25 protein-coding genes and 1 pseudogene are annotated in these 21,228 nt (G+C 34.7%); 5 read left to right on the top strand and 21 right to left on the bottom strand.

What is annotated here, in order from left to right; translation table 11 throughout:
- Positions 1-109: 109 nt before the first annotated feature.
- From Q1B07_RS13130 to Q1B07_RS13115, 4 genes and pseudogenes are all read right to left on the bottom strand, one after another.
- Positions 110-277 (bottom strand): annotated as a pseudogene (locus Q1B07_RS13130) (sporulation protein YhbH); the annotation flags it as partial.
- A 125-nt stretch (positions 278-402) separates the two neighbouring features.
- The gene (locus Q1B07_RS13125; protein ID WP_299090303.1) at positions 403-819 is read right to left on the bottom strand and encodes a hypothetical protein; all 417 of its coding nucleotides are present in this window, start codon (positions 817-819) and stop codon (positions 403-405) included.
- 19 nt (positions 820-838) lie between these two features.
- Positions 839-1,435 carry a hypothetical protein gene (locus Q1B07_RS13120; RefSeq protein ID WP_299090304.1) on the bottom strand — a complete coding sequence of 199 codons (597 nt, stop codon included), beginning with the start codon at positions 1,433-1,435 and terminating at the stop codon, positions 839-841.
- On the bottom strand, positions 1,362-2,666 hold the full coding sequence (locus tag Q1B07_RS13115) for an FtsK/SpoIIIE domain-containing protein (RefSeq protein ID WP_299090305.1): 1,305 nt from the start codon (positions 2,664-2,666) through the stop codon (positions 1,362-1,364). Before Q1B07_RS13115 ends, Q1B07_RS13120 begins: the two co-directional genes overlap by 74 nt.
- Positions 2,667-2,975: 309 nt before the next feature.
- Here Q1B07_RS13115 and Q1B07_RS13110 point away from each other — a divergent pair, with 309 nt between their 5' ends.
- From Q1B07_RS13110 to Q1B07_RS13100, 3 genes are all read left to right on the top strand, one after another.
- Complete coding sequence (locus Q1B07_RS13110) at positions 2,976-3,200, top strand: helix-turn-helix transcriptional regulator (protein ID WP_299090307.1); 225 nt, start codon at positions 2,976-2,978, stop codon at positions 3,198-3,200.
- A gap of 111 nt (positions 3,201-3,311) precedes the next feature.
- Positions 3,312-4,268 (top strand): hypothetical protein, encoded by a 957-nt coding sequence (locus Q1B07_RS13105; protein WP_299090310.1) that lies wholly within the window; start codon positions 3,312-3,314, stop codon positions 4,266-4,268.
- Between the two features lie 18 nt (positions 4,269-4,286).
- Positions 4,287-4,433 (top strand): hypothetical protein, encoded by a 147-nt coding sequence (locus tag Q1B07_RS13100; RefSeq protein WP_299090312.1) that lies wholly within the window; start codon positions 4,287-4,289, stop codon positions 4,431-4,433.
- A 26-nt stretch (positions 4,434-4,459) separates the two neighbouring features.
- On the opposite strand, the gene Q1B07_RS13095 is transcribed toward Q1B07_RS13100, so the two are convergent.
- Complete coding sequence (locus Q1B07_RS13095) at positions 4,460-4,684, bottom strand: hypothetical protein (RefSeq protein ID WP_299090313.1); 225 nt, start codon at positions 4,682-4,684, stop codon at positions 4,460-4,462.
- A gap of 113 nt (positions 4,685-4,797) precedes the next feature.
- Between Q1B07_RS13095 and Q1B07_RS13090 the strand changes: the two genes are divergently transcribed.
- Together Q1B07_RS13090 and Q1B07_RS13085 are read left to right on the top strand one after the other, a co-directional pair.
- A complete protein-coding gene (locus Q1B07_RS13090; RefSeq protein ID WP_299090315.1) occupies positions 4,798-5,127 on the top strand; it encodes a YolD-like family protein in 330 nt (109 codons plus the stop codon).
- Between the two features lie 14 nt (positions 5,128-5,141).
- Entirely contained in the window at positions 5,142-5,498 is a 357-nt protein-coding gene (locus Q1B07_RS13085) for a hypothetical protein (RefSeq protein WP_299090316.1), read from the top strand.
- A gap of 37 nt (positions 5,499-5,535) precedes the next feature.
- On the opposite strand, the gene Q1B07_RS13080 is transcribed toward Q1B07_RS13085, so the two are convergent.
- The 16 genes from Q1B07_RS13080 to Q1B07_RS13005 all read right to left on the bottom strand — a co-directional run bounded on the left by Q1B07_RS13080 (position 5,536) and on the right by Q1B07_RS13005 (position 21,180).
- Positions 5,536-5,700, bottom strand: coding sequence for a hypothetical protein (locus Q1B07_RS13080; protein WP_299090317.1), 165 nt, complete (start codon positions 5,698-5,700; stop codon positions 5,536-5,538).
- Entirely contained in the window at positions 5,678-6,493 is an 816-nt protein-coding gene (locus Q1B07_RS13075; RefSeq protein WP_299090318.1) for a GAF domain-containing protein, read from the bottom strand. Before Q1B07_RS13075 ends, Q1B07_RS13080 begins: the two co-directional genes overlap by 23 nt.
- 78 nt (positions 6,494-6,571) lie before the next feature.
- Positions 6,572-7,723, bottom strand: a complete 1,152-nt coding sequence (locus Q1B07_RS13070; protein ID WP_299090319.1) for a peptidoglycan-binding protein — start codon at positions 7,721-7,723, stop codon at positions 6,572-6,574.
- A 46-nt stretch (positions 7,724-7,769) separates the two neighbouring features.
- Positions 7,770-8,006 (bottom strand): phage holin, encoded by a 237-nt coding sequence (locus Q1B07_RS13065; RefSeq protein ID WP_299090320.1) that lies wholly within the window; start codon positions 8,004-8,006, stop codon positions 7,770-7,772.
- Position 8,007: 1 nt separating this feature from the next.
- Positions 8,008-8,298 (bottom strand): hemolysin XhlA family protein, encoded by a 291-nt coding sequence (locus tag Q1B07_RS13060; protein WP_299090321.1) that lies wholly within the window; start codon positions 8,296-8,298, stop codon positions 8,008-8,010.
- A 64-nt stretch (positions 8,299-8,362) separates the two neighbouring features.
- Entirely contained in the window at positions 8,363-8,602 is a 240-nt protein-coding gene (locus Q1B07_RS13055; protein WP_299090323.1) for a hypothetical protein, read from the bottom strand.
- A 12-nt stretch (positions 8,603-8,614) separates the two neighbouring features.
- A complete protein-coding gene (locus tag Q1B07_RS13050; protein WP_299090325.1) occupies positions 8,615-10,513 on the bottom strand; it encodes a phage tail protein in 1,899 nt (632 codons plus the stop codon).
- 49 nt (positions 10,514-10,562) lie between these two features.
- Positions 10,563-11,555, bottom strand: coding sequence for a site-specific tyrosine recombinase/integron integrase (gene xerA, locus Q1B07_RS13045; RefSeq protein WP_299090327.1), 993 nt, complete (start codon positions 11,553-11,555; stop codon positions 10,563-10,565).
- 254 nt (positions 11,556-11,809) lie between these two features.
- Positions 11,810-12,016: a hypothetical protein gene (locus Q1B07_RS13040; protein WP_299090329.1), complete on the bottom strand. Its 207-nt coding sequence runs from the start codon at positions 12,014-12,016 to the stop codon at positions 11,810-11,812.
- A gap of 32 nt (positions 12,017-12,048) precedes the next feature.
- Positions 12,049-12,222, bottom strand: coding sequence for a hypothetical protein (locus tag Q1B07_RS13035; RefSeq protein WP_299090330.1), 174 nt, complete (start codon positions 12,220-12,222; stop codon positions 12,049-12,051).
- 139 nt (positions 12,223-12,361) lie between these two features.
- Positions 12,362-12,604 carry a hypothetical protein gene (locus Q1B07_RS13030; RefSeq protein ID WP_299090332.1) on the bottom strand — a complete coding sequence of 81 codons (243 nt, stop codon included), beginning with the start codon at positions 12,602-12,604 and terminating at the stop codon, positions 12,362-12,364.
- A gap of 112 nt (positions 12,605-12,716) precedes the next feature.
- A complete protein-coding gene (locus tag Q1B07_RS13025) occupies positions 12,717-12,929 on the bottom strand; it encodes a hypothetical protein (RefSeq protein ID WP_299090333.1) in 213 nt (70 codons plus the stop codon).
- Entirely contained in the window at positions 12,926-14,344 is a 1,419-nt protein-coding gene (locus tag Q1B07_RS13020) for an O-antigen ligase (protein WP_299090334.1), read from the bottom strand. The genes Q1B07_RS13025 and Q1B07_RS13020 overlap by 4 nt, the downstream gene beginning before the upstream one ends.
- 142 nt (positions 14,345-14,486) lie before the next feature.
- Complete coding sequence (locus Q1B07_RS13015; protein ID WP_299090335.1) at positions 14,487-16,109, bottom strand: hypothetical protein; 1,623 nt, start codon at positions 16,107-16,109, stop codon at positions 14,487-14,489.
- Between the two features lie 14 nt (positions 16,110-16,123).
- On the bottom strand, positions 16,124-17,011 hold the full coding sequence (locus tag Q1B07_RS13010) for a phage tail domain-containing protein (RefSeq protein ID WP_299090337.1): 888 nt from the start codon (positions 17,009-17,011) through the stop codon (positions 16,124-16,126).
- The gene (locus Q1B07_RS13005) at positions 17,011-21,180 is read right to left on the bottom strand and encodes a phage tail tape measure protein (RefSeq protein WP_299090339.1); all 4,170 of its coding nucleotides are present in this window, start codon (positions 21,178-21,180) and stop codon (positions 17,011-17,013) included. The genes Q1B07_RS13010 and Q1B07_RS13005 overlap by 1 nt, the downstream gene beginning before the upstream one ends.
- Between the last annotated feature and the right edge of the window lie 48 nt (positions 21,181-21,228).

Here is a 21,228-nt window from a genome sequence, read left to right as displayed (position 1 = left end):
CCGATGGCGCCTGGAGCTAGATTCAGAAACGCAAGCTATGTTAAGAAAATATATAAATTCTGATATTACAAAAAAACCCTGCTCTGTTCATTGAGCAAGGGTCTTGTCTTTAGGCATATAGTTTATCACTGTCATCTTTCCTAAAGAAACTTTTCATAGCTTGGAAAACATCTGCTTTTTGCTTGAGGATGTAATAGCGGAACTTCTCATCATTGATATTTTTATATGCGGACATTAATGTTGAATGGCGGTTATACTGGTACACCTATACACCATATACACATTTTAATCCCCTAAATATTTACTCTTATTGTATCATTGTTTGAACAAAATAGGTTGAATTATTCTGTGTACTTTCTTTTAGTACAAGAGCTTTAAGGAATAATAAAATTTATCATAGTCCTAAATTGATTTTGCTATTTCAACTAGCAGATCCATAAGCATAGGCAGCGATTGAACCAAAAGATATCCAATACCTGCTTGTTGGATAAGGGTAAAGCCCTTTTCCCTGTTGCCGATCATGACGAACAATCCACCACCAAGCATAACGACCAAACCAATCGGATAAGACAAAGCCTGGACTAAGCCAACAACAGGTTCAAATGCGTGAACAACCTTTTCGTATAACTCACCCCTAGCCCAATCCGCCACTGTCCCTTGTTCAGCTGCTAAGGAAAGGGAAGGGATTGAAAGCATTATGGGTAATGTTCCTATAGTAGTTAGTTTCTTTGCATCAAGCTTTTTTTCTTTATTTGATGATTCATTGTTCAAAAAATCTGAAATAGATCCCACTGTTTGAACCTTTTGGGAAAATAACATTTTAATCTCTCCCTTGAGTTTAATGAAAATCATTGATGGTAAAAATCTGAACTTCTAACCCGTCACAGAATTTAAGGAGTTCTTTTCGTCTATATTCAGTGGTCGTGATCCAAATAAAGAAAGGAGCTATATCGAAGTATTCTAGCTCGATTAACTTCTTATATCGATCAATTTTCGTTCGGTTCTTGGTCATTTTCTGAGTGTGATCTACTTCCACGATGTAATACCGTCTATCCAGCTTAAAAATCGCATCGCATACGACAGTTGAATTCTTAACTTCTTTTATCCCGAGTCTAACTTCATTCTTCCAGGAAGAAGGGCAACCATAAGCAATATAAATTGAATTTCTCATAATGTAATGACGTGCCTGTGTCGTTCGCTTTAAAATTTTTTTACTATTTACTCGTTCTCGACCTTCCTTGTTGAGGTAGTAAATATTCTCTCCATCCCTGAAACTTGAAACATAATTGTTCATTTGTTGAAGAACTCTTGATGCATTACGAGCACTACCTAAATCGTGTAATATTTGAAGTTGTGAACGGCTAAGATAGCTCAGTTTCTTCAAAGACAGGAGTATATTTTCTTCTCTCTGTTCTTTCAGGACTAACTTTTCCATTCTTTTCAACACCTTCCTTGCGCGGTCTTATATTTATTAGGGGTTTAATATTCTCCCTTATCTTTTCACTTGAAATATAAGGAGTCTGTACCTCTATTAGCTTTACATCTTTATAAAGTGCCCTTCCTTGAATGAGGGGAAGGTTTTCAGCTCCACCCTGGTCTAAAACAACAGTGCTTGCCGTAGCAGTATCCAATACAAAACACAATCGACCAATACAATTTCTTTTCACTTGTGAGCTAATTGTTTCAGCTGTAGGATATTGTGTCGTATAAATAAGTCTTAATCCTGCAGCTCTGCCTTTACGGGCAATATCTTTTAATAGTTCCTGACAATTTTTATCGTCAGCTATGTCGGCAGCTTCATCGATAACAATAAAATGACGCTCCTTATAACCTGCCTCTTTTACGTTCCTGAAACCATTGGCCAAAAGATACTCTGTTGTTTGGTCCATTTTGTCTACAGCTGCTTGAAGTGATTCAAGTGCTTCCTCTGGATTTTTTGCTAATCTACCACCTACTTGAGGTAAATCTTTATACTGGTTAAATTCTAAACCACCTTTAAGATCAATAAGTGTAAACGAGACATTTTCTGGCTGATTTTTAATTAGCGTGTTGATTGTACTGTTAACCCAATTTGATTTACCGAAATCAGTAGTTCCAGCAACAATAATGTGTGCTTTCTTCTCAAAATCATATTTAATAAAGCCATGTCTACTCTCACCAATTGGCACTTCCCATCCTTTACACTTCTTAATCAACTCATCACTATAAGCGAAAATATCTGTAAGGGGTTCGTTATATACTCTGATCTTTAATAATCCGTCATATGAAAGCTCAATTTCCTTTCTGTGACGTTTTTTCTTATTAAGTAAGGTTTTTATATCATCAAAAACTCTTTTGCTTAATTTAAGCTGTTTTAAGTCTTCCCAAGTGACATCTAAAACACTTCGTTTGTTATTAAGACCATCTTGCAAATGATTCTTCTTATTCTGGAAATCTTCAAAACTAAGACCCAAGGGAATCCGGTATGCATATTCAACTCCCCAGACGTGCCTAGTTCGTCTTAGCAGCTGCATATTTTTCGTCTGTCCGTTTTCCTTAACGATCAATCCATTGGCAGAACAAATTCTTTGAATTTTAGCAGTATCACTCGAGCCACCAGATTTTTGATAAGAAGAATATGCAACAATTCCACCTGCCACAATTGAGCCGACAATTTCTAAAAGCATACACCACCCCTCCTATAGGTATCCGATAGGATAGTCCCTACCGAAAAGACTTAAAGTACTTACTAGAAACATTGATACAATGGGAATATTGATGTCTTTTTAAATGTCTAGAGTAGAAATTTGAAAAGAATGGTTAATTCGTAGTGTAAAAATAAGTATTTTGCTTTCTGTTAAGACATTCAATTCGTATTTTGATTAGTATGGTATAAGGTATTTAGCACCGGTTGTCCAATATTCCCGAATTTTCACCAAGGTTTAAAAACGGGATTTTTGGTCAAAAATGGAACCAAAAACTGGTGAGGTGTTAATATGTTTGGATTAGGAAAACCGCGTAGTAAATTTGGTAAGTGGGTAGATAAGATGGGACTAAATCAAAATGAAATTGCAATAAAATCGAAGGTAGGAAGAACAACAATTTCTAATATGTGTAGTGACAAAAACCATATACCTAAAATCTCAACATGGGTGAAAGTTGAACGAGCTCTAAAATCAATGGGTTATAATGTAAAACATGACCAATTTTTTGATTTATAAAATTAGTTTACAAACATTCCCACTAACTGGTAGGATTTACTTAACTAGAAGGGTAAAAAAATAGGAAAAGAGTAACCTTTTTAGATCTATAAAAAGAGTGGGGGATAAAGAATGAAGAAAATATTTAGTGGATTATTATTAAGTGGAATTTTAGTATTATCAGCATGCGGAAATGATAATACAGAAAAAACAAGTGGTGATTCTGAGTCAGTCGAAGAAAATACAAACGAACCTTCACAAGAAGAATTGAATAAAGAATTAAAGGAAGAAGCTAAACCATATTCTTTTGATGAAGTAAATAATAATGAAGTGGAAAAAGATGCAAAAATAGTTGTTGAAGGTTCTATTACTGGGGGCTCGTTTGGAGTTGGAGATAAATTTTATTTAGCATCTAATGATGGTGCTTATGATATTGTGAATTTTAATACAACTGACTCTACATTCACAACTAACGATTATGTGAAAGTATTTGGAACTTATAATGGAAAAGATGAATCAACAGGTATTCCTATTATTTCAGCAACGATTGTTGAAGTTTCAAAAAATAATAATCAAACCAGTAATGAAAATGATAAAACCTTATCAAAAGTAGGTCAACAAATTACAGATGACGGTATAGGGACAGTAACATTAGATAAGATCGTTAATATTAATAAGGAATATGAAACTGCTGGACTTAAAATAAAAATGTTAGATGCAAAGGTAATGACTATTACAAACATTGAACAGGAATATAGGTATATGATAGGAATAACTGGTGATGAGTTTACATATCTTCAAGTACGGTATGATCTCGAAAATACTTCAAATGAATCTGTCATATTCAACGGTTTAGAAACTGCTATTCCAAATAACGGAAAACAAATTGATATTATGAGTGAAGATCTTTTCTCATATCAAAATCCTATGAGTACCGAAATATATTCAAAAGCCTCTGTCGAACAAAACATCATTGGTATTCCAGTTGAAAAAAATATAGAATCCATTAGATTAATTCCATCTGATGTATTATATGATAATGATGACCACTCAATATTCTATCCTGAAGAAATTATTATTGAGTTTTAAATAAATAGGAGTGTTTTAATGAACAAGTTTAGGAGTTTTCTATACATTTTAGCTAAAATTATAGGAGATATTAACGCAATTAAGAAAGGGACGATTGGAAAAAGAATAGCAAGAAGGGCAGCTGGCAAAGCCACTGGAAAATTATTAGGGAAGTTATTCAAATAAAAACCGCCTGATTGTAGGCGGTTTTTCTATGCATAATGAACATTATTTTTGAACCGTGGTTTTGCAGCTGATAAAATATTTGAACGATTAAATAAACGTGGTTGTTGTTTCATAAGACAAAAGGCTTTTATGTATTTATCTTGAATTTCTTTTACAATAATGGTTCGATGTGTTATCTCTCCATTATTTGAAATATAGATTAATTCAATGGGTGATTTTTCTCCTTTAGACATTTGAAATAAGACATTCATATTATCAGCTCCCTTAAAGATATTATATACAAACAAACGTTCTAATTATACTGGAAAATCGAACATATTTTCGTATAATATAGGTATAATATTTGAATGAAAGGATGGTAATTATGATTAAAGATCGTGGATCAATCAAATGGACTTCTATGATGCTTCCAGAACACGTTAAATTACTAAGAGAGTATGAAAAGAATTTAGATAAAATAAAAAAACCAATTCTTGATGAACTTCAACTTGAGGAAATCAATAATACAATCTGTGAAGCGATGGAATATAATAAGGAGCTTGTATTTACTTATTATGATAATGGAGATATTAAACTATATGTTGGTCATATTCACTACCTTGATGAATTAAAGAAAGAAGTTAGACTTATTGGTTTTCATCAAGATAAATTTGTAATAAAGTTCCAAGACTTATTAAGAGTAGATTTTAGTTAACAAGTGGTGAGATTATGAAAGTGCCCATTCCTGATGAACAAGAAGAATTGATTCATGACTATATTCTTCATACATATTTAATTAAAGTTCTGGAAAGTGATCTTAAGACGATTAAAGAAGCAAAATTTAAGCTACATGAGCCTTACACAAAGCTTGTGGAAGAGACGTTAAAGAAGATCCGCATTAAAGTTCGTGACATGAAATCTGAAATGAGAAAAATTCAGATGAAAATTGAGGAACCTTTCTTAGATAACGTGGATTTCTGGCAGTATGACTATTACGTCCGAGGGTATCACGGGTTTAATAGATATTGGGAACCTGCCTTAAAAATGCATTCGACTAATTTACTGGATGCATTTTTTAGAGGATAATATCAAAAAAAATGAGTCCACTTAGTGAACTCATTTTTTATACTGTAGTTAACTTTCTTTCGATCTTATTATTGTTCTTTTCGATGTTTTTTCTCGCTTCATCAACAATAGCGTTTCTACGTAAGTATGCATAGAATTCTTCCCGTGTAATTTTATCATTGAGGTAGGCGATTCTTGCATCATCCAGTGTTTTGAATTTCATTGTTAGTTCCTCCTTTTACCTCAAGTGTGCCCATTACTTGGAAAATTATAGCTAATTGATTTGAAAACATCTTAAAATATTCAATATCATCGTTTGAAAAACAATTCCTTTCGGAGCCATCGATGCTTAACACTGCGATTGTTTCTCCGTTTATGACGATGGGTACACACAAGAGTGAATAATAACTCTTACTGGCTTTTGGGTTTGGAACAAAATCTTTTTCTTTTGTTACATCCTTACAATAACTATATTCGCCTTTAGTGAACACTTTCCCTGCAATTGAAGATGAAATTTTTAAACGAAGATTTTCTTTTCCCCCGATACTATAACCGCAACCTTCGTAAATTTTCAAGTTGGAAGTATCAATAGGGTCAACTGTAAATACCGCGCACCTATGGTTGATGTCCTTAATACTCTTTAAACATAAAGGAATTTGCTCAATCCCCATATCAATAATTTTTCTTCCTCTTTCAATTGCCTTTTCGTAATCTGTTTCTTTTAATGATATAAGTCCTGGTATTTCCTTGTTCACTTGGTCAATCAATGTTAGAATTAATGATTTCTGTTTTGAGTCAGCATTAGCCTTTTCATAATTTTCTTTATACTGTTGTATTAAATCAGATCCAGGCGCTTTATACAGTTTCCAAATTCGCACTATCCAAAATACTGCTATAAGAATTATGACTCCATACAAGCAGTATAAAAAGAAATGATCTGGTATGTTTGCAACTTGAGAAGCTAAACTTTCATCAATTCTTTTATATGTTTCTGATTTAGTAATAAAATCCCACACTAATAGTCCCCCCTCCCTTTAAATGTCACTTTTTAAATTTACAATAAAAGGATAGGGAGGACAACATATTTTTACAACTTATCTAAATATTTCATTAAAAGTGTTTTTACCGCATAACCCATCAACTGTAAGCTTTTTATCCCCCTGAAACTTTCTAACAGCATAAAAAGAATTATCTCCAAAAATTCCGTCAAATCCTTTTGGATCATATCCCAATGAGTAAAGCATTCCTTGGATAATACGAGTAATGCTACCTTTAGCCCCCCTTGAAATTGTTCTTACTGCTGCTTTTGTCTTAGGCCCCCATTTACCATCAACTACTAATTGAGCACCAAATTGTTTGTTAAACTCAGTTTGTAAAGCTTTGATTGCTGCTGCTTTTGTTTTTGGTCCGTAAATACCATCAACTACTAAACCAACATTATATTCTTGATTCAGCCATTGCTGGAATTTCTTAATATAACTATTTCCATTTGGGTTGCTTGTTGATGTATTTTGTTTTTTAACAGGTTGTGATTGCCCTATAGCTTTCCCAAAAATAATCTTTTGACCAACTTTTAATTTTTCAGGGTCAACATTTGGATTCGCTTTTATTAAATCATCGACTGTTACACCTCCAGCTCCATCTTTATGAGCAATACTCCAAAAAGTATCTCCTTCTTGAATTGTGTATGTGTCTGGAATTGGAGTAGGAGTTATTGGTGTCACTGATCCTTTCCAATTAACTAATTTTCTGTAGTCATACACACAACATGCTTTCCAGCTATATCCCGGCATTTCATTGTGGGACGTATCGTATTTACCGATATTGTCTTTAGTAAGTGCAGCATGCAAATCAGCAATTGAAGCAATTGTAGCATCATCCATTTTGTCATATCGATAATCACCAGCCACACAAATGCCCAGTGAAAATTGATTGCTATTTCCAACATGGTAAGTGCGACGATCAATATCATTTGCATAGACAATCCGAGCACGTGGTCCTTTTGATGTTTGAACAATGTTTTTAGGCTCAATAATTAACGAATAACCAACACACGGCCATCCAAGAGTGTTTACATGATAAGCAGCAAAACTTGCTGCGTCTGATCCGGCCAAATGTTTTTTGGTTAGTGAATGGTGCCAAACTCGATGAGTGATTGTTTTTGTTCGTTTTGAATAGTTCCCTTTACTCGCTAACTTTCCTCTCATATCGACCAATTGTGGTAAAGATTGAAATGAATATGCCATTACCTAATCCTCTCCTTTATAAACAATAAAGCCACCCAATGGCAGCTTATTTTTTGATTAATCCCTGAGCTTGTAGAGATTTCTTTTGAAGTTGACCTTTTCTGGATAAATAATTGTTTTTCCAGCCAACATAGAGCATAACAAAACCAGAAATCACAGCGACTAAATCATTTGTTAAATCATCTGAAATCGTCTGGAATCCCACTAAATTTAATACCGCGTTAATCACGGCAATTACCAACACCGTATATCGTGCAATGCTTCCAGTATCAATATTTTTCAAATTAAACTCCTCCTTTTTGTTGTAAAACAGCATAAAAAATAGCGATTGCACCCCCGATTACTCCTGTGCAAATCGCTGTAATAATAGCTCCTGTAATTGTACGTCTAATCCATTTTGTATTATCTTCAATACTGTCAAGCGTTCGATTGATCGAGTTAATCTGCTCATCATGACGGATTGACTTACTTTTTAGTTCAACCATGTCTTTTTTAAGATCCCTAATTTCACCTTTAATTTCCACAATATCTTTTTCATATGCATTCATTGGCAATTCCTCCGTAATCTGAGACATGACTCTCTCCCCCTTTCGTTATTTTCAAGATTGATCACCTCCTTAAAGGCAAAAATAAAAAGCCTTACATTGTAGGCTCTGGTGTGTCTGTTACTTCTTCTAATACTTCTCCGTCTTTAAGTACTAAATCAGGTTTAAATCCGTTTATTACCACTCTGAATTTTAAAATATTCTCTAAAGTAATCTTGTCTCGAATAAAGAAAAAAGCATATTCTTTTTCCGGCTTTGGATTTGTACCACCAACAGCACTAGTTACATGGCCGTTTTCATCTACATCAACATAAATTATCATTTCTTGTTCCATAAAAGCACTCCCTTAACCGTATTGAAAAAAGCCATCTATACGAATTCCAACTTCTTCAGCTACATCAATAGAACGGAATTTCACATAGAATTCAATCTTGTTGTAAGTCGGAACACCTAAATCTACAACAATTGACCAATATTGACCACCAACAGAATTAGGATCATAAGGAACCGTGAGAACTTGGTAAAAATCATGACCGTTATAAGCTTGAGCAGCTACGCCCATATCACCCTGGTTTACAAGCCCATAACCTTCAATTTTCAAGTACCTTCCCGCGTGATTCATCCGAAAAGCTCCAACCTCTTCATAAGTTTGAACAGTGGTCCTATAATATCGGTTAATCTCAGTAACGTTGTACCCTAAAAATTTAGGTGACGTTTCTTGTACAAGAATGTCATGTTTAGGTATACCGTTTTCCATCCATTTTGCTCCATCAGGACGTTCAATAATTAAACCGGCTCCTTTAGCAAAATACGCTTCACCTGGAGCAATTCTCGTGTATTTATTTGGATCATTAGCATCTATTGCCTTGAATTGGTCACCATCCATGAACATAAGATTATTACGCCCCATAATGGCAACCAAAGCCGTATATAATGTTCCAGTTGTAATTGCATCTGCAACGATACCTTCCCAGGTCATTGCGCTTCGATAAGTTTTTCCTGCATCACGACTAAAACCAAGCCCATCTGTATTAAAACGCATGTAACCATTTGGATTAGTTTGATTTATACCAATGATTTCACCAGGAAGATACTTAAATAAGCTGTCTTGATTTCCGTTAATAATCTCTGATGCTCGTTTTACTGCATCAGGTAACCAAGTATATTCTAGTCTTTTACGACCTGATAGTATATCTTGAAAGTCCTTTAAAGTATCATATTGTTGTACTTTATATCGAGAAGCAATCCCTTCATTTCCAACCGTGTAGTTAGCATTAATAATATTTCCTTCCCAATCAAATGTTTCATCAATTTCAACCACACGAACTTGTTGATTTAAATTAAGTCTGTCAATATAAAGCCAAATGCGGTCCCCTTCTTCTAAGACCATTTCAGGATATCCGTTATTTGTAAGATCTACTGCACTAATTTGTGTAGAGACCTTATAACTGTTTTCAACTTGTTTTTGTACTGCTGCTGTCAAACTCTCAGCGTCTATAAAATTCCCATCCTTTATAGCTGGGCCTTCTATTTCTCCATACATAGCAATTAAAGGAGATTGATATTCAACTTCTAAATTGTAATTTCCATTTGTATCTCCCTCAGGTAAGTCGCCAAAACCCTTTGCCCAGGTATGAAAACCACTTGCATCAACTTCGATGGAAACATCATTAACATTTAAATCCTCATGCAAGATAACATCCTTGTCATTACCTACTAGATCATAAAGATATGCAACTTTACCTCTTACAGTAAATTCCCCTTCAAACCTTTCCACACCATATAAAAATCGTTGAGTTTTACTTTCATTATCTTGGTAAGTTAAAGTGTTTGAATATAATGTATCTACCAAAACAAAGGAATAGGGTGTTCCACTAAACAAGGTTTGAAAATACTCGGCTGGTGTGAAAGACTTATTTTCCACTTTATCTTGTAAATAATAACCATTTAAATCTACAAAAAAACTAAGAATAGCAGTAACACCCACAGTGAAGAAATTTCCATTTGTAGCAAATCCGGGATGAGTTATAGTGTACCACTCATTTTTAAATAGTACTTGCCACCGAAATCCTTTTTCATCAATAAATTTATGCATAAAATCTTTATTGATCTCCGTATACAAAAATGACATCGATATTTCTCGTTGCCCATTAACTCTCCTTTTTCGGTTAACAATGGCAATAGCAGGATATTCACGACCTGTTAAATCTTTAAGGAAAACTGCTGTTTGTCCCTCGTTATACATTGTATCAACTCCATAACAAGAAGCCCTATTAACATAGGAGTTTTTGGACTTATTGTACGTGATATTTTTTATGTGCTTGTTTCTTTCTCTCTTCTGACACATGACTATAGACTAAAGTTGTTGCTGGGTCCACGTGGCCTAATAATTGCTGCACGTCCGCAAGGTCAGCTCCGTTCTCCATCGCCAATGTAGCGAAGGTATGCCGAAATACATGTGGCGTGAGTTTTTTAGAAATTCCTGCTCGTGCTTCAATCTTATCAATGATTCTTTCAATTGTGCGATCAGCCATTTTCCTATGTGGCTTGCGTTCGGTAACAAATAAGTATTCGCAATCATCATCACGAATTTTTAAGTATTTTCTAAGGTGATGTAAAGATTTGAAGGATAAATAAACAACTCTCTCTTTATCTCCTTTACCTATTACTCTAGCATTCATTTCTTGAATATTTATGTCACTTTTCTTCATGTTTTCAATTTCAGATAAACGGCATCCAGTGGAGTACATAACCTCCATTAGTGCCCTTTCCCTTAAAGTTTTACATGATTCTCGAACAATTTCTAATTCTTCAATTGATAAGCTTTTAGGTAATCGTTTTGGCTTTTTAGGTGCTTTTATTTTCAATGTAGGATCACGTAAAAGAAGTTCTTCTTTCACAAGCCAACCAAAGAACGTTTTTATAACAGATAACTTTCGATCAACTGTAGTAATCATCCATGATTCATTATGTGCCAGATATTTTCTAATATCAGCTGTTGTAATCTGTACTACTGGTTTTTGAACATAATTAGCAAATTGATTTAGCTCGATTTTATAACCATCCAACGTTTTTTGAGTTAAACCCTCAATTTTTCTAGATGATAAAAAGAGCTCAATTTTATCCGTGATGTCATTTTCAATATCCTTAAGTGTTTTTCTGTGGATTTCATAATTACTCAAAACTTCTTCTAATCGTATGGATAACTTATTAAGTTCCGTCTCGGGAGAAAGTGTACTGACAACTACTTCTAAATCATTCATAAGCCTAGAAGTATCGTTTATCATGATTTCATCTCCTTTAAAGTGAACAGATCGAAGCCTTTTGGCATGACAATAAATTCAAAAACAGAAATGAAGCTATCCGTGTATTAATTCAAAAAGGACTAGAAAAAGAGCAAACAGATTTAAACTCTGAATGCTCTTTTTTTATTAACCTAATTATTTCGGAATTTTATCCTAAGGCTTGGTATTGACACAAGTACTGATATATCAGCATTTATCAACACTTATCACTATGAATAAATACAACTGCGCATTAATTAATTGCGTGCAATACTTGCATTTGCCCACATCATAACTTCTTCTAATTTAGTCATAGCTAATGATTTCTCACGGCTATCAGGTAGTAATGTATCTAACGTGTTTGCCAGATGTCTACACTCGTTACGAACTCCTTCATGTTTGGATACTGCTTCTTGATCTTTAGGTGGATGATACTTGAAATTATTTTCGATTTGTTTATACATTTTAAATTCCTCCCATAGAAAAAAGCACCCAATCATGAGCGCCTTTTCTTTTCTCGATATTCTTCAATCATTTTCTCTTCCTCAATGAATTCATCAAGCTTTGCATCTACCCAGGTAGAAAACTTAATACCTTTCTTAGCTGCCAGTCGATAAAACTCATCGAGCTTCTTAGGATCTACTGTGATGTTCACTCTTTTAGTTGTCATGACAATATCACCTCAGTATCCATTGTCTGACATTTCAAAGTGAATAGCAATACACACAAATACACATTATTCGTAGAGAGATTTTAACTTTCTTCTCATTACTGCTTTTTCCTCATCTGTGTAGTCGCTATCAAAATACTCATTGTATATCCGTTTTAAACATATTACCTAAATCCATATCCTGTGTAATCCATGCACTGATAGTTCTCATAGCAGTACCTTTAGGGAACTTCATACAACGTGTACCTTCTAAACCCTTCATGAAATAGTTTATTGCCCACTCTTCTGTCACGTTTTCAACTGCCATCATCTCAGGTATGACATCAGTAAGTTCGTAAAACTTATCTCTTTTTTCACTAACAATGAAAATTCTTTCAGTCACAACAACCACCTCCAGCTTTGATACTTAATCTTATGCTAGAGGTAAGTTGTCTTATACACACTAATATTTATTAATACACACTAGTGCGCATTTTCTTCCAATTGTCTAGCACTTATTTTATAGGAGGTAGCGAATCAACATATTCTTGATACGTTTTCCTAACTATTCCAGTACCATTACATTTTTCACAATCATAAAATAAGTCTTCATGACCAGTCCCTTCGCAATGGGGACATTCTTTGTAATTCTCAGGTATTTTAGGTGTTTCAACATTATCATCTAATTTTAAAAAATTAATTAGCTTTTTAATTAATAATTTTATCATGATAAATACCTTCTTTTAATGAATCCAGACTTATTAGTATTCTTATCCCTTACTAAAATAAATGTATGTGTATCGTTCAACACTTCAACCTGAGATCCCTTTTTTATCCTAAAGGCTAGCCCTTGATTTATCATCTCATTAATTGATTTTCTATTTCGTTTTTTAATATTGGCTAAAAGTTTTTTTACATCAGTTAAGTGAGATACCGCAATAACGGTTTCGGTTATAACACACTTACTAGAAATTTTTACTCCTTTAGATCGTAAACTTAAAACACTAGATACATATAGAACCCAATAAAGACTATTTGTCCTTATAAAAGTAACTTCTGTTACATTGCTAGTTAACATAATAATAAATAATCCGAGCATCCAAATGACTTCGATAGTCCCATATTTTATATACATCTTTGTTGCTTTGAAAAAATTAATTAAGAACCCAGAAAAAAATAATACACAACCAAAGAACCCTATATCTAAAAGCAACTCTAAATACCCATTATGTGCATGTGATGGTCCAAATGTAAGATATCTCCATACATAAGAATATTCCGTACTATTAAACCAAAAAGCGTTGTATCCGTAACCTAATATCGGATGCTCAAGTATTTTTTGAATTACCAATTGCCAAATTTCTGTTCTTCCTGTAAAAGTTAAGTCTTTACCGAACAATTTTGCAAAGTATTCGGCTTTTGTAAACACTCCAAAAACTAAAACAGCAACTACAATAGGTATAAACATAACAACTGAAACAAGTATTTTCTTGTTGACTCTTAATATTTTAATTAGATAACTAGTTGCTATCACAATCAGAAATACAATTAATCCGCTAGTTGATCCAGATTTATAAATTACCAGTAATGAGAGAGCAAACATTAACATTATTTTAAATTTGTTTTTCTTAATATTTATGGCCATTAGTAATAAGGAAAAACTACCAAGAGCCATAAATCCACCTAAAAAGTTTTTGTGTACTGTGCTTCCCTTCCAATGACCGTTTAAATCTACAGCATAAGAAGGTAGTATTACTACATACACTAAACTCACAAACGCCAGAACACCTAAAGATATTGCGGTTAATTTTACTATTTCCCTCACCGTATATCTCCACGCTATAAACACTCCAAAGAGTGTCGTGCCGATTAGTGATATAAACCTTTCAATCGTTTGATCAGCAGATACCGACCAAACGATTGATAAACCACAATAAATCAGAGTAAATAGTAGCCACTTATCTTTAAATAAAGTTAGGAATGGTTTTCCTTTATAAACAAATATTAATAAAACAGTTAAGGCAAAAGCTATATTAGATCCAACGAAATCTAATACAATACCGCCAGTAAATAAAAACATCAAAAAAATTACCAGAAACAATTCCGCTTTTTTAAATAGATAATTAAATAGTTTATTGTTCAATTTGTAACACCTCAGTAAAGATTATATACTACTTCTTTACTATTTTGTTACTTTTTTCATAACTATTTACCTAGAAATTCCACAATACACAGTTTATCAGGTTCGACTGACATAGTAGCCACTCTTTTCCTCCTAATGTGTATTAATATTCACCTAAGTTAGAGTTATATAAAACTGAAAAAATTACATTTTTTCCTATCGCAATAGCACTCGTTGAATTTATTTTTACAATCCCAGTCGTGGTTATAGTGACGAATCCAACACTTTCACAATTGGCGCCAGTACCAAAGAAACACATAGCCCTTATATCCATATTAGGGTAAAATTTACTGTTGGATATTTGTCCTATTTTCAAATCAACATTAGCTGATAATGCAGCGCTTAATGTTCCTCTGAATTCAGCAAGACAAAAATCGGCTTTCTTTGTGACAACACCATGAGAAAGATAAGCGATATTTTCACTTGTAATGTTTGAAATTTTACCATTAGGAACATTTGTTATATTGTAAATTTTATTTCCGCTCATGCTCATTCTAATATCTTTAGCAGCAACATTAGAAAAAGTTCCAATAAAAGAACCGTCACTTTTTTGTAAACCATCTATTAACATATTATTTAATGAGATGGGTGCAGTCATTGTGATATTATCACCCGTTTTATCAAACATAAAAACATGAGGTGTTAAATCAATAGTATCGGCTTCAGCTTCCCAAATGGTACCGTTATAAAAAATCCTTCCACCATTTACAATTAGATCGCACCAATCTATAAAACGAAACGTGTAATGGTAGGTGTCGGAATAACAATCTGTCAATATAGCTGGTTGTGTGCTGTATAAAAAAGCGCTATTTCTGAAATTACTTTCTATCCATGCGTGTACCCTTGTATACAAGTTTACACCGCCATGATTTTGTATAGCGTTAGGGCACCTTCTCATACCAATATCCGAAAAATGACTATCACTACCATCACATCTTATCCCCACATTACAATTTTCAATGTTGACATCGCTTGTAAATGTTTCATGAGAACTCACAATCCATAAACCTATATTTTTAGCATTAACAATTGTGAAACCATTAATGACACCCCTACGCGAATAATGAGTTTTATAGCAATTGTCTGCAAGCCCATTACCATCTAAAATAATGTCCCTATGTGATCCGTGCTCTTTTGATGTTTTCGAGTCAATATAAATCAAATTTTCCATTGCTGATAAAGCTTTTATTTTGGAATTTTTAAAGTTTATATCCAATTTATCAAATATATTAATTTGAGATGTTACCCCATATACTTTAGAACCATCACTCATTAAAGAGTAATTGTTATCTATACAAAAGTTTATGGCATTTTGTAAAGCGGTTGTGTCATTATTAATCCCGTCACCCACTGCGCCGAATAATTCAGGATTTATAAATCCATTTGTTACTTTCGCAATTTCCGCCAATTGCGTCGTAACTTTATTATAATCTGAACGTAATCGAGCATCAGGAGAAGCATGGGAAACCCCTTCAGTGTCCACCTTCATTTGCTCAACAGCTGGATCAATTGTGCTTGCTCCTGTTACTTGATCCAATTGTGTTTGTGTAAAGTCTGCTTTTTGAATAGCTTCGTTAGCAACATTAACAGCATCTTCTGCTAAGGATTTAGCAGTACTTGCATCTAAACCAGCAGAAATATACTTGTTGTATAATTCTTCAAACATGCTATTTAATTTATTTCTACTTTCATCAGTCAATGGATTATCGATTATATATCTAGTCACTTTTCCTCACTTCCTTAATCGTACTTAAAACGAAAATCAAAGCTAATGATGTAGTTTGATAATCCTTCAATTGTAAATATGTTATCTCCTGGAAATAAATTCAAATAATAACGGTTTGTTCTCTCTAAAATCGGTAACTCATCCACAGTCATGTAATGCCCGTTCAAAATAATTTTATGACCATCAATTAAAGTCCAACTTACTTTGTTGGAAGGGTTGTATTCTAAATATCTACCTGTTCCATCAAACAACTTAAAATTAAGGACAGACTCTTTAATCTCTATCGTTATAATACAGTTGTCCTTTTCTTGAATTGTTTTGATTGGTACCGTACCGGCATTGAATATATTAAAAGTAGGTGCATTTTCATATTTATAAACCAATTTATCTGGATTCACTTCTAATCCCATTCCAAAAGACCAATGTCCATTCATTGGAACACCATTACTATTGTGGAGATCCATGCTCTTGTATCGACTAATCCAATAAGGTTGTCCTACGATTTTTAATGGAATTTCCACAGTTGCATAGGTCCTTAGATTTTCTGGACGTTGAAAGGTGTATGATTCCACAACCCTTACTTTCATAAGCTTATTACCTTGTTGCTTTTCAGTAACATAAAATGTACCTAAACGTTTAAAAAACGCAAAGACCCGGTCTCGTTTCAACCTAAAATCTGTTGCGTCTTGTGCTTTCAATCTTGCGTTTATGCTTAAGTCTCTATTGTTGTCCCGAAAACCGGTGATAATATTCCCGGGCATCCCTTGGATTGTATGCTCAGTAACCTCTTGACTTGTGGACGAAATGTTTAGATCTAATCCACGTAACCCATAACCTAAATCGTCACTTGGAAGGGTGATAGGGTTAAAATTTTCATCGTAGATGGAAAACATATCGTTCATCAAAATGCCACCCTTCCACTGAAAATATTGTTCTTTGTATAATTTAATGAATCAAATTGTTCAGCTGCACGACCTATATCAGCTGTAGTTAAAACAGGCTTATTTTCAATGTTTTTAGTGCTTTGTAATAAAGCCATTAGAATCATATTTTGCTCTAAAATAGCTTCTAAGAGTCCATTGTTACTATTGGTATTGCTCACATTTGGCAATTGGTGGGGCCGTTTATTTCCTTGGACCTCTTTTCCGGCCAATGCAAGTAACTTCGATGCTTCTGTGCGTCTCCTTGGATCCGTTGGAATAACATATTCCGGCCAGCCGCCTTCAGCAAGTCGGTATAAACCATCTTTAAAGATTTTCCCGCCTGTTTCGTATCCTCGATATGCTCCACCGCTTGCCATTGATTTAATACCAGGAACATTAAATACATCTCCATAACGTGCTTTTATATAACGGATTGCAGCAACAGCATTATGAACAGGGTTATAAATATCATTTAGCCCTGGCAATTTATAAGCTTCAAATGTTGGCGGAATAGTCTGCATCAATCCACGCGAAGCAATACCCCGTTTAGCGTTTATATCCCAACCATTATAAGCCCTTGGATTACCACCTGATTCTTTCATTGCTATTGTTGTTAATGCACTCATCCATGAAGAAGGAACGCCAGTAATGGCCATTGCTTGAGCAATCCAACTTTTAACACTTCCGCTTGTATTGCTTCCTTGAAAATTAAACATACTCTCAATCTTAGAATCTATAAAATTATGAACTTTTCCATTTAAAAAGGAAATCATTCCTTTTCCAATGTCTCCAAAGACTCCACCAAGATTAGGCATGTTTACATCAAACATTTTCCATACATTATTCAAAACAGCCTTTGGACCTTTAATGACCCAATCAAAAAAGTTTCCTACTCCATCTTCATAACCTGGAAAGCCATAACTTTTTAATAATTTTTCAGTGTGTTTATTAGGCAAAACTGAAGCTCCACGCGGAAAGTTAGGATGATATTCCGGTCCTCTAGTTCCAAGCAAAGTAACACCTGTGCCAGGTAAATATGCTAATTCTGCGCCCTTCTCACCAACGATTGCCGGCCCGCCGGGATGACCACTAGAAGGTGTACCTTTTGCATACTGCTCAGCATTCCCTGTAGCCCTCCTTGTTTTACTTACATTAGTATTATTGTTGTATCCTTTAGGCTCCCACATAGGAATTTTGCTCTTAACACCAATTTTATCTAGAATCCAGTTAATCCCTGAACTAATAGCATTGATTGTTTTAGCAGATCCACGAAGCAATAGATCCCATTGAGTTAGAACTTGACCTGTACCCCAATCGATTTGGTCAACTTGTCCACCGGCTTGTAGTTTGGCTTGATTTACAACGTTTTTGTGCATATCTGTTGCTTTTCTAACAGATTCATTTTTCTGTCGTTCCGCTTCTGAAATTAATTTGTTAGCTTGAGCAGCTGAAATAGTTCCTGTTTCATCACGTTCTCTTATAATTGCAGCAACCGTTTTATTGTATTTATCATTTGCTTCTCTTATGGCTCCATTCTTAGCTTTTAAACTATTTTGAACCGTTGTTGCCGCTTGTTGAGCTGTAATATTAGCAGATTCATTTTTTAAGCGTTCCATAATAACTTTTTGCTCAATTTCACTTTGAGACATTGTTTGAACAGCTGTATTCATCATATTTCGTTGAATCTGATTAATTTGATTCTTTTCTTCTTGCGTAAGTGTTCTTTTTTCCTGGCTAGCTCGATCCATAATCTCTTTAATCTTTGCCTCTTGCAATTGGACAGTTTCAAGCTGCCTTTGGTATCTAACTTGCGTATTGCCTAAAATAGTCGCTTCTTCTGACTCACTTAAAGCTTTACTATTTTTAAAGTGTTCGGCCATAAAATTATAGCTCTTATCATAATTTGTCTTTAAACTACTTGATATTTTTTCACCCATTTGGCTAAAAATGCCCGTGATAGTATCCGCTGTTTGCTGGCTAATGGTTTGGCCGGACCACATTAACTTATTTAATTCAATTGTTGCCTCGTCATTTAATTTTTTATAGCCTAATACCGCTTTTGCAGTTGAATCAGATACTTTATTACCAAAATCCTCAATTTTAGGAATGGTTTCATCAGACATAGATCGAATGCCTTTTATTCCTCCCACAATCCCATACAGACCAGGAAGAACAGTTGCAAGTCCCGTTTTAAGAAGGCTAGAGGAGTCCTGAATTTGGTCCCAATTTTTATAGAGCAACGTTCCCGCACCAACAGCTGCGCCTAATCCTGCAACGGTTAATCCAATTGGGCCTGTTAAAAAACCAAGCGCACTTGAAAGTATCCCTGCTCCTGATCCGACTGAAAGAAGGGATCCAGCTGCAAGCCCTGCTCCACCCTTTAATCCACCTAATACTTTTGATGTTTTACCTATCTTTCCATCTGCATTTTTTAGCTTTTTGGTGGATTTATCAGCCGTGTTTCCAAGATCATCTATTGCTTCATCTGCAACCTTTGCACTTAGAGCGTATTTTCCAAAGGCACTGACACCTTTTCCTAAGACACCTGTTAGCACCCCTAAACTTCTTGATACTACACTAACACCAAAGGCAACAGGTCCAAGGGCTGCAGTAATGGCTGCTATTGCAACAACTGTTTTTTGACCTTCTGGAGAGAGGTTTTCCATCCATTCAGTAAACTCTTTGATGTGTTCAGAAGCACTTTCAAAGGCAGGCTCAATTGTATCCAATAAGATATTTCCTAAAGGCTGCAGAGTAGCCCCTAATTCCCTTAATTCTTTTAATGCACGGTCTCCAAAGTTATCTTGAAGGGCTTTTCCTGCTTCTTCTGTAGCTCCAGCAACTTCTCCAAGTACATCTTTTGTTGGATTCATAGCTCCAATGACATTTTTTTGAACATCTTCCCACTGTGTACCAAAAAGGGCCACACCTGCTTGCTGTTGCTTTAGTGGATCTTCCATTGAAGCTATCGCAGCGACGGTTGCCATAAATGCGTTTTGTGCTGAATCTCCACCTTCAGCAAACTTTTTACTCATATCATCCGCATTAAGGCCAACCATTTTAAATCCGTCTGCTGTTGTTTTGGATCCATCAACAGCACGAATTGAAAATTCCTTAATGGCATCGGCTGTTTTATCCATTGACCAGGAACCATTTTGAGCGCCTTGAATGAGGATATTAAACATACCATCAATGTCTATACCAGCCGTTTTAAATTGAATGCTGTATTCAGAAATGGTATCTAAAAGCTCAGCTGAATAATCCCCACCCTTTTGAGCTGCAACAGCAATGTAATCCATTGCCCTTGCACCATCAACACCAAAATTGTCTATAAGAGCTTTGGCAGCGCGCGTTGATTCTGGAATTTCATACCCAAAAGTATCGCGTAAAATAAAGGCTTGACGTGTAACCTTTTCAAGTTCTTTCCCAGAGATATTCTGAAGGTTTTTTCTAACTTGAGTTAATCCTTCAGATACATCTGTCATACTCTCTCCAAATCCGTTCTTCCAAACGTTTATGGCTGTTTCATTTAATTCTTTAGCTTCTTGTTTTGTTATGCCTAATGAAGCTTGAATTTTCCCTTGTGATTTTTGGATATCCGAAGCAGATTTTATAGAAACAATACCTAACCCCGCTAATGGAGTGGAAACGCCAGCTGTTAACGTTGTACCAGCATTTAAGGCTGAATCTCCAAATTGATTTAACCTTGTGACAGTCCCTTCAATGGTTTGGTTTAATTTAGAAAAACTAGTATTGGTTTCTTGTTGTTCTTCCCTTAAATTTTTTAATTCATCTGCTGTTCGATCTACAAACCGTTGCAAACTATTTAATGATGCGACTTGATTATTGTAAGCTCGGGCAGCTTTTTCGGCCTCTTTGGATCCTTCACCAAACTCTTTAACCATCTTTTCATATTCTGCTCTTGATTCCTGGACAATCCTTTTTTGTACTTCAATCTTTTTGTTAAGACCATCTAAGGTAGTTTCATATTTTTCTATAGATTTATCTCCACGATCAAAAGCAGATAAGTTTGCTTTCATTTCACTGTTAACTGATTTAAGCCTATCCTTTAAGCCTGTTAACCCACGATCAAGAGCTAATGTATCTAAATCAAGTCCTATCGCTAAACCTTCAATCCGTTCAGTCAATTGTTATCCTCCTTTCTTTATAAAATTCTTATCCACCAAATGCAGAAA

Origin of the sequence: uncultured Metabacillus sp., assembly GCF_947503125.1 — a bacterium.
Taxonomy (GTDB): domain Bacteria; phylum Bacillota; class Bacilli; order Bacillales; family Bacillaceae; genus Metabacillus.
This window is presented reverse-complemented; position numbering and strand designations above follow the sequence as displayed.

What these genes read in the sequence shown, in the direction of transcription:
- Q1B07_RS13125 (WP_299090303.1), bottom strand. Translation starts at nt 819, where the DNA reads ATGTTATTTTCCCAAAAGGTTCAAACAGTGGGATCTATTTCAGATTTT.
- Q1B07_RS13120 (WP_299090304.1), bottom strand. Translation starts at nt 1,435, where the DNA reads ATGGAAAAGTTAGTCCTGAAAGAACAGAGAGAAGAAAATATACTCCTG.
- Q1B07_RS13115 (WP_299090305.1), bottom strand. Translation starts at nt 2,666, where the DNA reads ATGCTTTTAGAAATTGTCGGCTCAATTGTGGCAGGTGGAATTGTTGCA.
- Q1B07_RS13110 (WP_299090307.1), top strand. Translation starts at nt 2,976, where the DNA reads ATGTTTGGATTAGGAAAACCGCGTAGTAAATTTGGTAAGTGGGTAGAT.
- Q1B07_RS13105 (WP_299090310.1), top strand. Translation starts at nt 3,312, where the DNA reads ATGAAGAAAATATTTAGTGGATTATTATTAAGTGGAATTTTAGTATTA.
- Q1B07_RS13100 (WP_299090312.1), top strand. Translation starts at nt 4,287, where the DNA reads ATGAACAAGTTTAGGAGTTTTCTATACATTTTAGCTAAAATTATAGGA.
- Q1B07_RS13095 (WP_299090313.1), bottom strand. Translation starts at nt 4,684, where the DNA reads ATGAATGTCTTATTTCAAATGTCTAAAGGAGAAAAATCACCCATTGAA.
- Q1B07_RS13090 (WP_299090315.1), top strand. Translation starts at nt 4,798, where the DNA reads ATGATTAAAGATCGTGGATCAATCAAATGGACTTCTATGATGCTTCCA.
- Q1B07_RS13085 (WP_299090316.1), top strand. Translation starts at nt 5,142, where the DNA reads ATGAAAGTGCCCATTCCTGATGAACAAGAAGAATTGATTCATGACTAT.
- Q1B07_RS13080 (WP_299090317.1), bottom strand. Translation starts at nt 5,700, where the DNA reads ATGAAATTCAAAACACTGGATGATGCAAGAATCGCCTACCTCAATGAT.
- Q1B07_RS13070 (WP_299090319.1), bottom strand. Translation starts at nt 7,723, where the DNA reads ATGGCATATTCATTTCAATCTTTACCACAATTGGTCGATATGAGAGGA.
- Q1B07_RS13060 (WP_299090321.1), bottom strand. Translation starts at nt 8,298, where the DNA reads ATGTCTCAGATTACGGAGGAATTGCCAATGAATGCATATGAAAAAGAT.
- Q1B07_RS13055 (WP_299090323.1), bottom strand. Translation starts at nt 8,602, where the DNA reads ATGGAACAAGAAATGATAATTTATGTTGATGTAGATGAAAACGGCCAT.
- Q1B07_RS13050 (WP_299090325.1), bottom strand. Translation starts at nt 10,513, where the DNA reads ATGTATAACGAGGGACAAACAGCAGTTTTCCTTAAAGATTTAACAGGT.
- xerA (WP_299090327.1), bottom strand. Translation starts at nt 11,555, where the DNA reads ATGATAAACGATACTTCTAGGCTTATGAATGATTTAGAAGTAGTTGTC.
- Q1B07_RS13040 (WP_299090329.1), bottom strand. Translation starts at nt 12,016, where the DNA reads ATGTATAAACAAATCGAAAATAATTTCAAGTATCATCCACCTAAAGAT.
- Q1B07_RS13035 (WP_299090330.1), bottom strand. Translation starts at nt 12,222, where the DNA reads ATGACAACTAAAAGAGTGAACATCACAGTAGATCCTAAGAAGCTCGAT.
- Q1B07_RS13025 (WP_299090333.1), bottom strand. Translation starts at nt 12,929, where the DNA reads ATGATAAAATTATTAATTAAAAAGCTAATTAATTTTTTAAAATTAGAT.
- Q1B07_RS13010 (WP_299090337.1), bottom strand. Translation starts at nt 17,011, where the DNA reads ATGAACGATATGTTTTCCATCTACGATGAAAATTTTAACCCTATCACC.